The sequence below is a fragment of the Mycobacterium ahvazicum genome, assembly GCF_900176255.2.
Lineage (GTDB): Bacteria > Actinomycetota > Actinomycetes > Mycobacteriales > Mycobacteriaceae > Mycobacterium > Mycobacterium ahvazicum.
Window position 1 is genome coordinate 23,985 of sequence record NZ_FXEG02000005.1, and the last position, 16,096, is coordinate 40,080.

General features: G+C 66.5%; 15 protein-coding genes. 11 read left to right on the forward strand and 4 right to left on the reverse strand.

All coding sequences use genetic code 11. From position 1 onward, the window contains the following. Window positions 1-54 precede the first annotated feature (54 nt). Together MAAFP003_RS21100 and MAAFP003_RS21105 are read right to left on the reverse strand one after the other, a co-directional pair. Window positions 55-1,476, reverse strand: coding sequence for an acyl-CoA synthetase (locus MAAFP003_RS21100; RefSeq protein WP_096289674.1), 1,422 nt, complete (start codon window positions 1,474-1,476; stop codon window positions 55-57). Window positions 1,477-1,512: 36 nt separating this feature from the next. After that, a complete protein-coding gene (locus tag MAAFP003_RS21105) occupies window positions 1,513-2,421 on the reverse strand; it encodes an alpha/beta fold hydrolase (RefSeq protein ID WP_096289675.1) in 909 nt (302 codons plus the stop codon). 101 nt (window positions 2,422-2,522) lie between these two features. Here MAAFP003_RS21105 and MAAFP003_RS21110 point away from each other — a divergent pair, with 101 nt between their 5' ends. After that, entirely contained in the window at window positions 2,523-3,698 is a 1,176-nt protein-coding gene (locus tag MAAFP003_RS21110) for a cytochrome P450 (RefSeq protein WP_096289676.1), read from the forward strand. A 1-nt stretch (window position 3,699) separates the two neighbouring features. Here MAAFP003_RS21110 and MAAFP003_RS21115 read toward each other — a convergent pair whose 3' ends face one another. Together MAAFP003_RS21115 and MAAFP003_RS21120 are read right to left on the reverse strand one after the other, a co-directional pair. Next, entirely contained in the window at window positions 3,700-5,994 is a 2,295-nt protein-coding gene (locus tag MAAFP003_RS21115) for a CaiB/BaiF CoA transferase family protein (RefSeq protein WP_096289677.1), read from the reverse strand. After that, the gene (locus MAAFP003_RS21120; RefSeq protein WP_096291315.1) at window positions 5,991-7,460 is read right to left on the reverse strand and encodes an aldehyde dehydrogenase family protein; all 1,470 of its coding nucleotides are present in this window, start codon (window positions 7,458-7,460) and stop codon (window positions 5,991-5,993) included. Before MAAFP003_RS21120 ends, MAAFP003_RS21115 begins: the two co-directional genes overlap by 4 nt. A 214-nt stretch (window positions 7,461-7,674) precedes the next feature. On the opposite strand from MAAFP003_RS21120, the gene MAAFP003_RS21125 reads away from it, so the two are divergent. From MAAFP003_RS21125 to MAAFP003_RS21170, 10 genes are all read left to right on the forward strand, one after another. Next, entirely contained in the window at window positions 7,675-8,856 is a 1,182-nt protein-coding gene (locus MAAFP003_RS21125; protein WP_096289678.1) for a cytochrome P450, read from the forward strand. 3 nt (window positions 8,857-8,859) lie between these two features. Further along, a complete protein-coding gene (locus tag MAAFP003_RS21130) occupies window positions 8,860-10,089 on the forward strand; it encodes an acyl-CoA dehydrogenase family protein (RefSeq protein WP_096289679.1) in 1,230 nt (409 codons plus the stop codon). After that, window positions 10,086-10,637 carry a MaoC family dehydratase gene (locus MAAFP003_RS21135; protein WP_096289680.1) on the forward strand — a complete coding sequence of 184 codons (552 nt, stop codon included), beginning with the start codon at window positions 10,086-10,088 and terminating at the stop codon, window positions 10,635-10,637. Before MAAFP003_RS21130 ends, MAAFP003_RS21135 begins: the two co-directional genes overlap by 4 nt. Next, entirely contained in the window at window positions 10,634-11,032 is a 399-nt protein-coding gene (locus MAAFP003_RS21140; protein ID WP_096289681.1) for a Zn-ribbon domain-containing OB-fold protein, read from the forward strand. The genes MAAFP003_RS21135 and MAAFP003_RS21140 overlap by 4 nt, the downstream gene beginning before the upstream one ends. A 10-nt stretch (window positions 11,033-11,042) precedes the next feature. Continuing rightward, window positions 11,043-12,134 (forward strand): acyl-CoA dehydrogenase family protein, encoded by a 1,092-nt coding sequence (locus tag MAAFP003_RS21145; RefSeq protein ID WP_096289682.1) that lies wholly within the window; start codon window positions 11,043-11,045, stop codon window positions 12,132-12,134. A gap of 10 nt (window positions 12,135-12,144) precedes the next feature. After that, entirely contained in the window at window positions 12,145-12,600 is a 456-nt protein-coding gene (locus tag MAAFP003_RS21150) for a MaoC family dehydratase (protein ID WP_096289683.1), read from the forward strand. Beyond that, on the forward strand, window positions 12,597-13,772 hold the full coding sequence (locus MAAFP003_RS21155) for a lipid-transfer protein (protein WP_096289684.1): 1,176 nt from the start codon (window positions 12,597-12,599) through the stop codon (window positions 13,770-13,772). Before MAAFP003_RS21150 ends, MAAFP003_RS21155 begins: the two co-directional genes overlap by 4 nt. A gap of 8 nt (window positions 13,773-13,780) precedes the next feature. Next, window positions 13,781-14,389, forward strand: coding sequence for a TetR/AcrR family transcriptional regulator (locus tag MAAFP003_RS21160; RefSeq protein ID WP_096289685.1), 609 nt, complete (start codon window positions 13,781-13,783; stop codon window positions 14,387-14,389). A gap of 110 nt (window positions 14,390-14,499) precedes the next feature. Further along, window positions 14,500-15,447, forward strand: coding sequence for a lipase family alpha/beta hydrolase (locus MAAFP003_RS21165; protein WP_243394170.1), 948 nt, complete (start codon window positions 14,500-14,502; stop codon window positions 15,445-15,447). Between the two features lie 163 nt (window positions 15,448-15,610). Continuing rightward, window positions 15,611-16,084: a DUF5709 domain-containing protein gene (locus MAAFP003_RS21170; RefSeq protein ID WP_096289687.1), complete on the forward strand. Its 474-nt coding sequence runs from the start codon at window positions 15,611-15,613 to the stop codon at window positions 16,082-16,084. The last annotated feature ends 12 nt before the right edge of the window (window positions 16,085-16,096 follow it).

Consider the following 16,096-nt stretch of genomic DNA (forward strand, 5'->3'; position numbering starts at 1 on the left):
GTTCCAGGCCCCTAAAACGACCCTCAACCTGCATACCAGAAACGGCGCTACGTCTCATCCCTCGGACAGCAACTGCTTCTTGACGACCTTGCCCATCGCGTTACGCGGCAACGCGTCCACCACCCGGACCTCGCGCGGTCGCTTGTGTATCGAAAGCTCTTGGGCGACAAAGTCAATCAGCTCGTCGGTGTTGAGGCCGGAAGCGCCGACCACGAATGCGACGATGCGCTGGCCAAGGTCGTCGTCGGGCATTCCGACAACGGCCGCTTCCTGCACGCCAGGATGGCCCAACAGCGATGTCTCGATTTCGCCTGCGCCAATGCGATATCCGCCCGATTTGATCAGGTCAACCGATTCGCGGCCGACGATGCGGTGCATGCCCTCGCCGTCGATGACCGCGACATCGCCGGTCTGGTACCAGCCGTCGGCATCGAACACCTCGGCGGTGGCCTCCGGCCGGTTCAGGTATCCGTCGAACAGCGTCGGGCCCCGAACCGCAAGCTTGCCAACGGTTTCCCCGTCATGGGGGACGGGATCGCCGGCGTCGTCGAGCAGCCGGGTCTCGACGCCACTGAGCGGCAGCCCGACCCAGCCCGGGCGGCGTTCGCCGTCGGCCCGCGTCGACAACGTGATCAACGACTCCGACGCGCCGTAGCGTTCGATGGGCCGGTGCCCGGTCAGCTGTTCCAGCCGGTCGAACACCGGAACCGGCAGCGCCGCGCTACCGGATACCAGCAGCCGTGCCGAGCGCAATGTCTCGGCGGCCGCCTGATCGGCCACCACCCGCGACCACACCGTCGGCACCGCGAAGTACAGGGTGCCACCGGATTCCGTGTGGGCCTTCGCATAACCGGCCGGTGTCGGTTTCCCGGTGTGCACGAAGCGGTTTCCGATCCGCAGCGACCCGAGCAGACCCAGCACCAAGCCGTGGATGTGAAACAGCGGCAACCCGTGCACCAGCACGTCGTCGGGAGTCCACTGCCAGGCCTGCGCCAGCGCGTCCAGGTCGGCGGCGATCGCCCGGCGACTCACCACGACGCCCTTGGGCGCTCCCGTGGTGCCCGAGGTGTAGATGACCATCGCGGTGGCCTCGGGCGCCGGCTCGGGATAGCGATGCCAGGACCGGGCGTGCAGCCGCACCGGGATGTGCGGCAGGCCCCCCGGCTCGTCGGGCTCTGTCCCGAGCCACGCCTGCGCGCCGGAGTCGGTCAGCATGTGCTTGCGTTCGGCCGCGCCGACGTCCGAGGGCACCGGGACGAAGGGGACGCCGGCGATCAGGCAGCCGGTGACCGCCAGCACGGTCGACACGCTCGGGGTGGCCAGCACCGCGACGCGGTCTGCGCCGGCGACGCGTTCGGCCACCGACGTCGCGCCGCCGATCAGGTCGCTGCGACTCAGTACGGCGCCGTCGATCTTGACCGCGTCGGGGATGTCAGTAGCTGTAACGGCGGCGGGATTCAGCGATGCGAGCAGCACCTCAGCAGGCTACCGACACCTGTCGACTAGGCCCTGTCAGGCCTGCTCGTCCCATATTTTCATCAGTGTGGACAGGATCTCTTCGCCGCGGCCCAGCCCGGCCAGGTGACTTTCGCCCGGCAGTACGAACAATTCGCAGTCGGGCAGCAAGGACACCACGTGCTCGCCGTGGGCAAAGGGCACGATGTGGTCGCTGTCGCCGTGCCACCAGCGGACCGGAACCTTGACCTCGTCCAGCCGGAACCCCCAGTCCCGGACGAACAGGATCACGTCGTTGAACGGGGCCGCGAGTTGTTTGCGGCTGCCGTTGAGCAAATCGTCGAGGAACATGGCGCCGAACTCCGGCCGGGTGAGCAGGCGCCGGTCGGCTTCCGGCGATATCGCGGCATACAGATACAGCGCGGTGTTCGCGAGCGGACGGACGGTCCGGACCATCAGGCTGGCGCCGATCCGCAGCGGGTCACCGCCCAGCCGCAACAGCGGCGCCACCCGCTTGCCCAGTTCCATCAGCCCGCTGCTGATCCCCTCGTCACCGACGAACGGCGCGACGCCCCCCAGCACACCGGTCGCAACGACGCGATCAGGCAGCACCGCGGCACAGGCGAGTGCGTACGGGCCCCCGCCGGACAGGCCGATGACGGCCATCTTGTCGATACCGAGGGTGTCGGCGATCGTGCGCAGGTCATCGGCGAACGCCCGGATGTTCTCGTAGCGGTGCGGCGTCGACGAGCCGATCCCCGGACGATCCAGGCCGATCAACCGGATGCCGTGATCTTCGGCGTAGACGCGGGCCTCGGTCGGAATTTGCCGGCGGGCACCCGGGGTGCCGTGCAGCCAGAACACCGCCCGGCCGTGCGGGTCACCGAATTCGGCGAACCCGATTTGGCGGTCGTCGCCGACGGCGACGGTTCCTTCGAGCTTTGGACGGGCGATCTCGATGACCATGTCAGCAGCTTGGCATGTGACAAGCCGTTTACGAAAGGCTCACGCCGAGGCCGCATCGCCTTCGGTAGGGTGCTGCTCGACCGGGCCAGGAAGGCTTTGCCATGCAGAGTTCGTTTCCGTTGCACTCCCCCGACTTCTACGCGGGCGACCCCTACCCCGGCTACCGAGAGCTACGCGCGACGGCGCCGGTGTGCTGGAACGAGGTCGCCGGGTTCTGGGCGCTGCTGCGCTACGACGACGTCCGCTTCGTCTCGACGAACCCGGCGCTGTTCACCTCCACCCGCGGCATCAACATCCCCACGCCGGGCCTGCCCAATCCCGTGCAGGAAAGCAGCCTCATCTTCACCGACCCGCCGCGCCACCGGCAGCTGCGCAAGCTGATCAACGCCGGATTCACCCGCCGCCAGGGCGCCCTGCTGGAACCGGCGATCCGCGAGATCGTCGGCGGGATGCTGGACGGCATCGAGCCGGACTCGGTCCACGACTTCATCGAGACGATTGCCGCTGCGCTGCCGGCGCGCGTGATCGCCGAACTACTCGGTGTGCCGCGCGACGACCGCGAGCAATTCCAGGCCTGGACGGACGCGGTGATCGCAACCGCCGGCACCAGCCCCGAGCTCGACGGCCTCGAGACCGCCGGCCGGCTCTATCACTGCATCCGCCAGCTGGTCGCGGCCAGCCGCACCGCCGGTGGCGACGACGTGTTGTCGGTGCTGGCCGGTGCGCGGGCCGACGGGGTCGGGCTCAGCGACGATGAACTGCTTGACTTTTCGTTCCTGCTGCTGGCCTCCGGAATAGAGACCACCCGCAGTCTGCTCGCGCTCGGCACGCTGGCGCTGGTCGCACACCCCGACCAGCGCCGGCTACTCGTCGAGGATCCGGCGAAGATCGCGGGCGGTGTCGAGGAGATGTTGCGCTGGACCAGCCCCGTGACGCACATGGCCCGCACGGCGACGACGGAGGTCGAGATTCGCGGTCAGCGGGTCGCCGAGGGCGAGTTGGTGGTGATGCTGTATGGCTCGGCCAACCGAGACGAGGACGTATTCGGTTCCACCGCCGAAGAATTCAGGGTGACCCGGAATCCGAACCCGCACATCGCGTTCGGCTCCGGTGAACATGCTTGTGTCGGTGCGCAACTGGCCCGCCTCACGGCGACGGTGTTTTTCGGCGAGCTGCTGGGTCGGTTTCCCGATATGGAGCTGGCCGGCGAGGTGGACCGGATGCCGGCCACGATGTTGCCGTTGGTAACCCGGATGCCGGTGCGGTTCGGCGGTTAGGCTAAGCGCCTTGCACCCGCTCGCCGATCACCCGCTGATCGCGCAGCGTGGCCACCTCGTCGTCGGACAGCCCGAGACCACGCAGGATTTCGTCGTTGTGCTGCCCGAGTGTCGGCGGCGCGCTGCGGTGGTGGTGATCCGGCCCGGGTCTGATGCGAAACGGCCAGCCGGGATAGCGGTGCGGGCCGGTGATCGGATGTTCGAACTCTTCGTAGAAGCCACGCGCGTCGAGCTGGGCGCCGATGAACTCGGGGTCATACATCTGCTCGCCTGTGATCACCTGCTCGGCCGGAATGCCCTGCCTTCCCAGACTTTCGATGATGTCGGCGGGTTGCTGCGTGTGGGTCCAGGCGGTGACCAGCTCGTCGAAGACGTCGTGGTCGATCGTCTCGTCGTCGGATAGCGACATCGCGACCCAGACACCGTCGACGGCGGTCGGATAGACGCCCTGCAGGTAGCCGCGTTGACGGTTGCCCTGCCGGGATGAGACGACCCCGTTCATCGAGTACTCGATCACCGGCTCGGCGGTCACGCACGCGGCGACCTCGATCTGGGCGATTTCGATCAGCTGCCCGACTCCGGTGCGGCTTCGGTGTTCGAGCGCGGCGAGCAGCGCGACTCCCGCGTGCACCCCGACGATCGGGTCGGCCGGCCCCTGCGGATTGCACGGCGGCCCGTCGGGATACCCGGTGATCGCCGACATGCCCGCGGTCTGCTCGAAGTTCAGCGCCCAGCCGACGTAGTCGCGCCACGGCCCGGCCAATCCATAACCGGGCATTCGAATCACGATCACGTCGGGGTTCAGCGCCGTCAGCGCGCCGTAGTCCAGACCGAAGTTCTCCACCACGCGCGGCGAGAAATTCTCCACCACGACATCGGCCGTGGCGGCGAGCCGGCGGGCGATGTCGAGGCCACGCTGCGAGGTCAGGTCGAGCGTCAGGTCGCGCTTGTTGAGGTTGGTCCCCTGCCAGATCGGGCTGCGCTCATACCAGTCGTCGCCCTCGTAAGCGAACGCCCCCGAGTAGCGGTGGCCGTCGGGGCGCTGGATCGATTCGACCTTGACGATGTCGGCGCCGAACGCGCCGAGGTAGCAGGTCAGATACGCCCCGGCCCAAAATGTGGTCAGGTCCAGCACCCGCAATCCGGCGAACGCCACCTCGCCCGCCGCCGGCGTCAGCGATTGGCCCGCGGTGGCCCACGGGGCGGCTGTTGTTCCCGGCCGTGGCGGCGGACCCGGTTGCGGCACAGGAGTTTTCGAGAACCGGAATGGCGGCCCGGGGCGCTGGTGGCCGTCGTATTCGGCGAAGAATCCGCGCGCGGCGTACTGCGGGCAGTCCAGCACGCTGGCGCCGTCGTTGACCGGGGCGGCCGGAATCCGCAGCGCCTGGCCAAGTTCGACGATCTCGGCGACCGTCTGGCCGGCGAGCATCGGCTCGGCCTTGGCGAAGAATTCGTCACGCTCGGGGCCACCCAGCATGATCGCGATCTGCTGCTCGCCGTACTCGGGCAGGCCCAGCATCGCGCACACGTCGAGCCAGTGCTGTCCCGTCAGGCAGTTGATGCCCACCCAGCCGTCGACGGCCCGCACCACGCCCAGCATCGGCGCCGAGCGTATATTCGCCGGCAGCCCAAGTCGTTTCATCCGCTGCGCCATCAACATCGGATAGGGCAGCGTCGACAGCAACGCCTCGACCTCCGACACGTCCACCTCGCGGACTCGGCCGGCAGACCGCATACGCAGCGCGGTCAGCGCGCCCAGTGCCCCGTACGTCCCCGCGACATATTCGGAGATCCGGCCGCCGACCTGCACCGGTGGGCGGTCGGGATCGCGGCTACTGATCCAGCCCGAGGCCGCCTGCATGGTCAGCGGTGTCATCGGACGGTCCCGCATGGGTCCTGACTGGCCGCAGTGAGAAATACGCAGCACCACCAAGTTTGGGTTGAGCCGTTGCAGGGTGTCGATGCCGAGCCCCCAGCCGTCCAGCGTTGCCGGCGCCAAGTTCTCCACCAGCAGATGCGCACCGGCGATCAATTCGCTCGCGGCCGCAACGCCATCCGGCTCGTCGAAGTCAAGAGTGGCACCGCTCTTGCCCGCGTTGAGGTATCCGAACAAGCCGCCCCATGCCGGTTCGGCGTTCCCGGACGCGAACGGGCCCCAGCGGCGCAGTGGATCCCCGGCGGGCGGCTCGATCTTGGTGACCTCGGCGCCGAGGTCTACGAAAAGCTTTGCGGCGTAAGGACCTGCGATCTGGTTGGCGATTTCGACGACGTGGAGCCCGGTGAGGGGTCCCGTCACGCGGGAGTCCCGATGGCCATCTGTTCCATGTATTGATGGACGCCGATGAGGCCACCGCCCTCGCGGCCCAGTCCGCTGAGTTTGAAGCCGCCGAACGGCGCACCACCCGGGCTGCAACCGTTGACGGCGACCTGCCCGGTCCGGATGCGACGCGCTACGCGGGTAGCGCGATCCACGTCGGCACCCCACACCGCGCCGGAAAGTCCGTACTGCGAGTTGTTCGCGATCGCGATCGCGTCCTGTTCGTCGCGGTAGCGCAGCACGGTCATCACCGGACCGAACACTTCCTCTTGCGCGATAGTCGAATTCGGCTCGACACCGGTCAGGATCGTCGGCTCGAAGTAGAAGCCGGAGTTCAGGCCGGGCGGACGGCGCCCGCCGGTGACCAGCGTGGCGCCCTCGGCCAGCGCGCCGGCCACGTGCGCCTCGACCCGCTCCCGTTGCGCGGCGCTGATCAGCGGACCCATGTGCACGTCCGGATCGGTGGGGTCGCCGACCTTGACCGCGCCGGCCAAGGCGGCCAGCCGATCGACCACCTCGTCGTGCAGCGAATCGGGAAGCAGCACCCGGCTGTGCAGGATGCAGGCCTGCCCGGCGTGCAGCGCGCAGCCGTCGAACAGCATCTGCCGCAGCATCTCGTCGGTGATCTCGGTGTCCTCGAGGACGATGCTCGCCGATTTGCCGCCGAGCTCGAGCAGGAGTCTCTTCATCGTGTCCCCGGCGGCGGACATGACCTGGCGGCCGATGACCGAGCTGCCGGTGAAGCTGACCATGTCGATCCGCGGATCGGTGGTCAGCAGCCTGGCCGCCTCGACGCCCGACGGTGTGACCACGTTGACGACACCCGGTGGTATGTCGGTGTACTCGTCGATGATCCGCGCGAGCGCAAGGCCGGCCAACGGCGTCAGCGGCGACGGCTTGAGCACGACCGTGTTTCCGGCGGCGAGGGCATGGTTCAGCTTCATCACGTTGAGGCAGTGCGGGAAGTTCCACGGCGTCAGCACCGACACCACGCCCAGCGGCTGGTGGCGCAGCACCGTGGTGCCCGCGCCCATCCCGCTGACCTGCAGGTCGGTCAGCTCAGTGGCGAGCTGGGCGGCGTATATGGACATGAACCCGGCACCGTCGATCTGCATCACGCGCTCGTTGGCGGTGCAGCCCCACTCCACCTGCGACAGACCGAAGAAGTCGTCGGCGTGCTTCATCAGCGCATCACCGAGCTGACGCAGACACCCGGCGCGCTGCTCGGCGCTCATCGTGCCCCACGGGCCGCTGTCGAAGGCACGCCGCGCCGCCGCGATCGCGTCGCCCACCTGTGCGACGCTCGGGTCGGGTGCGGTTGCGATCACCTGCTCACTGGCCGGGGATATGTCGTCGTAGCGACCGTCGGCGGGCTCGACCCAGTTGCCGTCGATATACAGCCCGTAGGTGTCGACAAGCGTTTTCGGAGTTTGAAGCTCGGTCATCTGCATCCTCACCCGACGGTCGGTCATCTAAACACCTGGTGTACACCTATGCACCTGTGACGTCAATCACCAAGCTCGTGAATTCCGAGGCATTACAGCGCGTTGCGCATGTATTGACAGCGCCATGCGGGCCGGAGTAGACACAACGTCGCAGGACACATTGCGGCAATCTGTCGGATGGCCCGTCCCGCCGGAGCGCCAGGGAGGCCAGGCCATGCAGACCACCTTTCCACTGCACTCCCCCGACTTCTACGCAGGCGATCCCTACCCGGCGTACCGGGAGCTGCGGGCCGCCGCGCCGGTGTGCTGGAACGACGTCACCAACTTCTGGGCGCTGCTGAAGTACGAGGACATCCGCTTCGTGTCGAGCAATCCGGCGCTGTTCACCTCCACCCACGGCATCACGATTCCCGATCCGCACCTGCCCAACCCGGTGCAGCAGGGCAGCCTGATCTTCACCGACCCGCCGCGCCACCGGCAGATGCGCAAGCTGATCAACGCCGGGTTCACCCGGCGCCGGGTTTCGGTGCTCGAGGGAAAGATCCGCGAGATCGTGACGGGCATCCTCGACGGCATCGAGCCGGGCTCCGTCCACGAATTCGCCGAACAGATCGCCGCTCCGCTGCCCACCCGGATGATCGCCGAACTCATCGGCGCACCTCCCGACGACTGGGAGCAATTTCGGGCGTGGTCGGACGCGGCGACCGGCACGGCCGATCCGGAGATCGAGCTCGACCCGTTGGTGGCGGCCGGGCAACTCTACGAGTACTTTCAGCGGTTGATCGCCGCCCGCCGCGGCCAACCGCGCGACGACTTGCTGTCGGTGCTGGCCGACGCCGAGATCGACGGGGAACGGCTCACCGACGAAGACCTGCTCAACTTCGCGTTCCTGCTGCTGGTCGCCGGCAACGAAACCACCCGCAATCTCATCGCGCTCGGCACCCTGGCGCTGATCGCGCATCCCGACCAGCGCCGGCTGCTGGTCGAGGATCCGACGCTGATCCCAGGTGCCGTCGAGGAGATGCTGCGGTGGAACAGCCCGGTGGTCCACATGGCCCGCACCGCGACGGCCGATGTGGAGATTCGCGGTCAGCAGATCCGCGCCGGCCAGGTGGTGGTGATGCTGTATGGTTCGGCAAACCGGGACGAGGACGTATTCGGTTCGGACTCAGAGGAATTCAAAGTAACCCGGCATCCGAACCCGCACATCGCGTTCGGTTGCGGTGAACATTCCTGTATCGGTGCGCAATTGGCGCGCCTGGAGGCCACGGTGATGTTCGAAGAACTGTTGCGGCGCTTCCCCGCGATCGAGCTGGTGGGCGACGTGGACCGGATGCGCGCCACGATGGTGCCCGGGGTGAAACGTATGCCGGTGCGACTCGGGGCCGGTGACTGAACGATGCAACTCGAGTACACCGCCGAGCAGGAGCAGTTGCGCGCCGAGATCCGCAGTACGCTGCAACAGGTGATGACACCAGAGCGCGCCGACGCGATCAAGGACCGCGTCGAGGGCGGCCCCGAGGTACGCGAGTGCGTGCGCGCCCTGGCCGAGGCGAACCTGCTCGGCGTGGGGTGGCCCAAAGAGTATGGCGGACGCGGCTTCTCGGCGATCGAGCAATTCATCTTCGCCGAGGAGGCGCGGCGGGTCGATGCTCCGATCCCGCTGGTTACGCTCAACACGGTCGGGCCGACCCTGATGCAGTGCGGCACCGAGGAACAAAAGCAGAAGTTCCTGCCCTCGATCCTGGACGGCAGCGTCGAGTTCGCGATCGGCTATTCCGAGCCGGGAGCCGGCAGCGACCTGGCGTCGGTCCGCACCACCGCGGTCAGGGACGGCTCAGGGCCAGACGCAGAGTACGTGATCAACGGACAGAAGATGTTCACCAGCGGCGCCGCCTACGCCGACTACATCTGGCTGGCCGCCCGCACTGACCCGAATGCCAAGAAACACAAAGGGATTTCGATCCTGATCGTGCCCACGTCATCGCCCGGCTTCTCCTGGCAGCCGCTGCATACCATGCCGGGCGTCTCCACCTTCTACACGTTCTACGACAACGTGCGGGTCCCTGCCAGCGCTCTGGTCGGCTGCGAGAACCAGGGCTGGCAACTGATCACCACGCAGCTGAACTTTGAACGCGCGGCCCTGGGTAACCTCGGCGCGCTGGAGCCGTTGTTCGATAAGACGCTGGACTGGGCCCGCACCACCGCGATCGACGACGGGTACGTGATCGACCAACCGTGGGTCCGGCTGACACTGGCCCGGGTCGAAGCGCAGGTTGCCGCGTACAAACTGGTGAACATGCGGGTCAACGCGGCCATGACGAAGGGCGTGCTGAACATGGGCGAGGCGTCGGCCGCCAAGGTGTTCGGCACCGAACTCACCCAGCAGGTCGCCCGCCAACTGCTGGAGGTGCTCGACCGCAACGGATTACGCAAGGGCAACGACGCGCCACTGCGCGGGGCGCTGGAGTCGGCGTACCGGTTCGCGGTGATCAACACGTTCGGCGGCGGCGCCAACGAAATTCAACGTGACATCATCGCCATGGCGGGGTTGGGCATGCCACGAGCACCGCGTGACCTACGGGGCCCCCAAAACAGTCAGGAACAGTCAGGAGGATCCAGCACGTGACCAACCAAGATCCCGAGTTCCTCGCCAAGTTGCGGGGGCTCGTCAACAAGCCCACCGGAGGCAGCGGAACGCCCACCCTTGCACCGGATCCGGTGAATCAACCGATGATCCGGCATTGGGCGTACGCACTGGACGACATGAACCCGGTGTACCTCGATCCGGAGTTCGCGGCGGCATCGCGGTTCGGCGGCATCGTGTCGCCACCGGTCATGTTGCAGACCTGGACGATGCCGTCGCCCAAGCTGGAGGGCATCGGCGAGCGCGGCGGGGCACCGATGGAGATCAAGGACAACCCCACCGCTTTCCTCGACGAGGCCGGATACAGCAGCACGGTCGCGACCAACTCGGAATTCGAGATCGAACGCTATCCCCGGCTGGGCGACGTGATCAGCGCGACGTCGGTGTTCGAGGAAGTATCCGACGAGAAGAAGACCGCGAAGGGATCCGGCTTCTTCCTGACCTGGGTAATCACCTACTCCGATCAGAACGGCGAAGTCCTGGGCCGGCAACGGTTCCGGGTCCTGCGTTTCAAGCCGGAGAACTCATGAGCACCCGGCTGGCACCCGCGATCAGTCCGGACACCGAGTTCTTCTGGAACGGGCTGCGTGATCGCAAGCTGCTGATCCAGCGCTGCAAGAGATGTGCAACGCTGCGCAATCCGGCACGCCCCATGTGCCCCCACTGCCGCTCGCTGGAGTGGGAGGCCATCGAATCGTCGGGCCGCGGCACCGTCTACAGCTACGTGATGCCGCACGAACCCAAGTTTCCGTTCTTCGAGTACCCCTACATCGTGGTGCTGGTGGAGCTCGCCGAAGGCGTGCGGCTGGTGTCGAATCTCTGTGACATCGATCCGGCGGACGTCACCGTCGGAATGCCGGTCGAGGTCTTCTTCCAGTCCTTCGACAACGATCTGGTGCTGCATCAGTTCCGGCCGAGCAGGTAGGTAACGCCTGATGGACTTCGCCTTCACCGAGGAGCAAGAGACCGTCAGCAAGGTGGCCCGCGACCTGTTCGGGCGCCGTGCCACCCCGGAGCGACTGACCCAGCTGGAAGCCGGCGAGACCCGCTTCGACGCCTCGCTCTGGAAGGAGCTCGCGGCCGTCGACCTGCTGGGCACCGCGTTGCCGGAGTCGTTGGGCGGCTCCGGCGGCGGCTTCCTGGAACTCGGCGTGCTGCTGGCGGAGGTCGGCTGGAGCGTGGCCCCGGTGCCGGCCTACGCGACCCTGGTGCTGGGCGCGGACCCGATCGCCCGCCACGGCAGTCGCGAGCAGCAGCAGCGGTTTCTGCCCGGCGTCATCTCCGGAACTCGCATCCTGACCGCCGGGCTGGCCGAACCCGGTCGTTCCGACCCGCTCAGGCCGGTCACCAAAGCCGTTCGCGACGGCCAGAACTGGCGCCTGGACGGCGCCAAGGAACTGGTGCCGGCCGCCCAGCTTGCCGACACCGTGCTGGTGCCCGCCACCATCGGCGACGGGCAGGTGAGCCTGTTCCTGCTGCCCAGCGACGCCCCAGGTGTCGAGATCCGACCGGTAGCGACCACCAGCCGCGAACCGCATGCAGACGTATTCCTCTGTGGTGCAACTGTTTCCGAAGCCGACCGGCTGGACAGCCCGATCGAATCGCTGCACACCCGAGCGCTGATCGGGCTGTGTGCGATCCAGCTCGGCGTCACCGAACGGGCGCTGCGGATCGCCGCGGAATACACCAGCGGGCGTGAACAATTCGGCCGGCCGATCGGCAGCTTCCAGGCCGTGCAACAGCGGCTGGCCGACGCTTTCATCGACGTCGAAGCGATCCGCTGGACCACCTGGCATGCCGCCTGGCTGATCGCGAACGGACGCCCGGCGGATCGGGCGGCACGCATCGCGAAGTTCTGGGCCGCCGACGCCGGTGCACGGGTTGTCGCCACCGCCCAGCACGTGCACGGCGGCATCGGAATCGACATCACCTATCCCCTGCACCGCTATTTCCTCTGGGCCAAGCACAACGAGCTGACCCAAGGCTGCGCCACCGCGCAGCTGGCCGGTATCGGCAGCACCTACTGAGAAGGAAACGATGACGACGACCGCACACCGCACCACCACCTTGAAGTGGGCCGACATCAATGTCGGGGACGAGGTCAGCCCACTCGAAATCCCGATCACCACAACGATGATCGTGGCCGGCGCGATCGCCTCGCGTGACTTCATGCCGGTGCACCACGACGTGGAATACGCGAAGAAGCAGGGCTCGCCCAACCTGTTCATGAACATCCTCACCACCAACGGATATTGCGTGCGCTTCCTGACGGATTGGGCCGGCCCCGAAGCGATGGTCAAGAATCTGTCGATTCGCTTGGGCGTGCCGTGTTTTCCCGACGATCCGCTGCGCTTCACCGGCAGCGTGACCGCCAAGACCGAAGGGACGGGCGGTGAGAACTTCGTCGAGGTCACCTTCGCCGGCGCCAACAGCCTTGGCGACCATGTCTCGGGGACGGCGATCCTCAGCCTGCTGGACGGAGCCGACGCATGAGCGCCAGTCCTTTATTGCCCGGCGCTGCTGCGATCGCCGGAATCGGCCAGACCGAATTCTCTAAGGAATCCGGGCGCAGTGAACTGCAATTGGCGTGTGAGGCGGTCAGCGCCGCGCTCGACGATGCGGGCCTGGCGCCCAGTGACGTCGACGGCATGGTCACCTTCACGATGGACTCCAGCGACGAGATCGACATCGCCCGCAACGTGGGCATCGGCGATCTCAGCTTCTTCTCCCGCGTGCACCACGGCGGCGGTGCCGCGGCCGGCACCGTCGTGCATGCGGCGATGGCCGTCGCGACCGGGGTCGCTGACGTGGTGGTGTGCTGGCGCGCCTTCAACGAACGTTCCGGGTTCCGGTTCGGCGGCAGCGGGCGCAACATGACCGAGACCCCACTGTTCATGGCGCACTACGCGCCGTTCGGATTGCTCACTCCCGCAGCGTGGGTCGCGATGCACGCCCAGCGCTACATGTCGACCTACGGCGTCACCAACGAAGACTTCGGCCGCATCGCGGTCGTCGACCGCAAACACGCCGCCACCAACCCCGACGCGTGGTTCTACCAGCGCCCGATCACGTTGGAAGACCACCAGAAGTCGCGCTGGATCGTCGAACCCGTGCTGCGGCTGCTGGATTGCTGTCAGGAAAGCGACGGCGGTGTCGCGCTGGTGGTGACCAGCGCGCAGCGCGCCCGCGACCTGAAGCAACCGCCGGCGATCATCACGGCCGCCGCGCAGGGCGCGGCCGCCAACGGCGAGATGATGACCAGTTACTACCGCGACGACATCACCGGTCTCCCGGAGATGGGCGTGGTCGCAGACCGGCTGTGGCGTGACTCGGGCCTCAAGCCCCAGGACATCCAAACCGCCTTCATCTACGACCATTTCACACCGTTCGTGTTCACCCAGCTCGAGGAACTCGGCTTCTGCGGGCGCGGCGAAGCCAAAGACTTCGCCACCGTGGAGCGGCTGTCGCTGGGCGGAGAATTCCCGATCAATACCAACGGCGGTTTGCTCGGCGAGGCCTACATCCACGGGATGAACGGCATCACCGAGGGTGTGCGGCAGGTCCGCGGAACGTCGTACAACCAGGTCGACGACGTCGAACACGTGTTGGTCACCTCGGGTACCGGTGTGCCGACTAGTGGCTTGATTCTCGCGCCGGCGGGCTGAGGGGACTCGTGACTCAGATTTCTGCAGACCGCCAGGCGACCGATACGCGCGAGGTCATCGTCGAATCCGCGTTCGCCTGCTTCGGTAGGCAGGGTCTGCAGAAGGCCACGATCGTCGATATCGCCAAGCAGGCCGGGATATCGCGCAGCACCATCTACGAATACTTTTCCGACAAGGCGTCCATCGTGGAGGCGTGCGCCGAGCACGCGTCGCAGCAGTTCTACCGCGAGATGAGCAAGGCGATGGAACGCGGCAGCTCGCTCGAGGACAAGCTATGTGCGGCAGCGGTGTTCGTGACGCAGGCGCGACGGGTCATGGCCTCCGAGGAGTACTTCGACGAGGACGCGATCAGCCTGCTGCTGACCAAGGACGCGGCCGTGCTGCTGCGCGAGTGCGTGGACTTCCTCTCGCCCTATCTGTCCGCGGCCAAGCTGACCGGCGAGGTCCGTAAGGACCTCGACATCGAAGCAGCGGGCGAATGGTTCGCGCGAATCCTGTTCTCGTTGTTCAGCACACCGTCGCCGATCCGGGATATGGACGACCCCGACGTCGTCACCGAATTCGTCTGCGCGCATGTGGTGCGCGGGTTCGCCAGCGAGCGCCCGCGGAGGCGGTGACTGACATGAACACATCGTCTGCCCTGCGAAAAATCAGAGCAATCATCGCAGTCCTGCTTGCGATTTCGCCCCTATTGTCGGGTTGCAACAGCCCCCAGGATCCACACGCGGTGGTGGTCGTATCGGGTGGCGACGCGACGAGCCCATTCACCACGCCGGACCAAGCCTGCGCGACGGGGCTTGCGGCGGGCAACACCGACACCGCGATCCGGGAATATCTGCTCACCCAGCATTACCGGGCTTTCACCTCACCAGCGATGGCCGGCCGCGGGCAAGTAGTGGATCAGAGCGGCTTCGGCGCTTTCGGGCAGTGCCCGATCACCTTGCCGGAGAACATGACCGTCAACTCCACCGGCAGCATCGACACGGCAGGTGAGCATCTGGCCCGCTTCCTGAATTATCTGCACAGCGACAGGGGCATCAACGTCGTCGATCTGGTCGGCCATTCGATGGGCGGCTTGTACTCGCGCGCGGCAATCCGCGTGCTGGCCACCACGAACTCCCCGGTGCGCGTGCGTTCGCTGACCACGATCGGGACGCCCTGGCAAGGCTCCTACCTTTCGGATTACGCAAATGACTTCGTCCCGCTCACCGACTGTGCCGGCGATCAGTTCTGCGAGAACGCGATGAAGGGCTGCAAGGATGAAGTGCTGCGCCTGATGTCGGGCTCCGGGCGCGAGGTCAACCAGCCCTACCTGATGGGCAAGGACGGATGGAATCAATTCCAGTCCGGGGTGTTGGACAAAGTCCCGGTGGTGCTGATCGGCGGCACGAGGTTCGCCAGGCCGGGTCCGGTGAACGCGATGGTGTGGCCGAATGACGGCATCGTCGCGCTGCGCAGCGCGCTGGCAGGCGATGTCGGGGACCAGGTGCTGCCACACCGGCGCTGCTATACCTTCGACGACACGCACAGCATTTACGTGTCCAATGCCGCGGGCCTGGACTGGAATACGGCGCTCACCTGGGACCCGCAGGTCTTCGAGGTGTTGCACACCGCCCTGCAGAATGCACCAACGTCATTCGACGGACCCAACCGCGACGGCTGTCCCAACCCTTAGGAACCCGCCCTCGTCGTTGATGCAGAACAGGCTCAACACATGACTTTCGGCCCTCGCGACAGCGGCCCTCGTCGTACACACTGCACTTCATGACCACGGGCTGACCCCTGGATGGCGTAAGCCTGCCACGGGCACTGTTACCACGATTCAGGAGCACACGATCATGAGCACTCACTACGAGGCACGCCCTGCCGCAGGCGAATACAGCGCCGAAGACAACGACCAACTTCAACCAGAAGACAGTCTGATCGACCGCGGTGTGGACGACGTTCTCGACGAGGGCTATTCGCCGCCCGAGCAGCCCTACGGGCCCGGTGCATTTGGCCCGTCTGAAACCCTGGACCAGATGCTCGGCGAGGAAGAACCGGATCCGGCGTCGCGACTCAACGTGGTGCTCGATGAGGCCGAGCGACAACGCTCCGACGAATCGGAGCGCGAAGCCGAATTTGCCCGGCGGCGCGAGGTCGGTCGAGTCCGAGCGGGCCGGCTTTTGGCACCGGACCAGGGATTTGGCGAAGACGCCGAGGCAGAGTTGGTCGCCGAGGACGTCGGTATCTGTGGCGGCGCCGCCTCTGCCGAAGAAGCCGCGGTTCACATCATCGACGACGAGATCGATGGCATCGAAGACGAGGATTAGCGAACTCGCCAG

Bases quoted from the DNA above. Each gene is read 5' to 3' on its own strand.
- MAAFP003_RS21170 (WP_096289687.1), top strand. From the start codon at position 15,611: ATGAGCACTCACTACGAGGCACGCCCTGCCGCAGGCGAATACAGCGCC.
- MAAFP003_RS21140 (WP_096289681.1), top strand. From the start codon at position 10,634: ATGAGCACCCGGCTGGCACCCGCGATCAGTCCGGACACCGAGTTCTTC.
- MAAFP003_RS21145 (WP_096289682.1), top strand. From the start codon at position 11,043: ATGGACTTCGCCTTCACCGAGGAGCAAGAGACCGTCAGCAAGGTGGCC.
- MAAFP003_RS21105 (WP_096289675.1), bottom strand. From the start codon at position 2,421: ATGGTCATCGAGATCGCCCGTCCAAAGCTCGAAGGAACCGTCGCCGTC.
- MAAFP003_RS21120 (WP_096291315.1), bottom strand. From the start codon at position 7,460: ATGACCGAGCTTCAAACTCCGAAAACGCTTGTCGACACCTACGGGCTG.
- MAAFP003_RS21125 (WP_096289678.1), top strand. From the start codon at position 7,675: ATGCAGACCACCTTTCCACTGCACTCCCCCGACTTCTACGCAGGCGAT.
- MAAFP003_RS21110 (WP_096289676.1), top strand. From the start codon at position 2,523: ATGCAGAGTTCGTTTCCGTTGCACTCCCCCGACTTCTACGCGGGCGAC.
- MAAFP003_RS21150 (WP_096289683.1), top strand. From the start codon at position 12,145: ATGACGACGACCGCACACCGCACCACCACCTTGAAGTGGGCCGACATC.
- MAAFP003_RS21155 (WP_096289684.1), top strand. From the start codon at position 12,597: ATGAGCGCCAGTCCTTTATTGCCCGGCGCTGCTGCGATCGCCGGAATC.
- MAAFP003_RS21130 (WP_096289679.1), top strand. From the start codon at position 8,860: ATGCAACTCGAGTACACCGCCGAGCAGGAGCAGTTGCGCGCCGAGATC.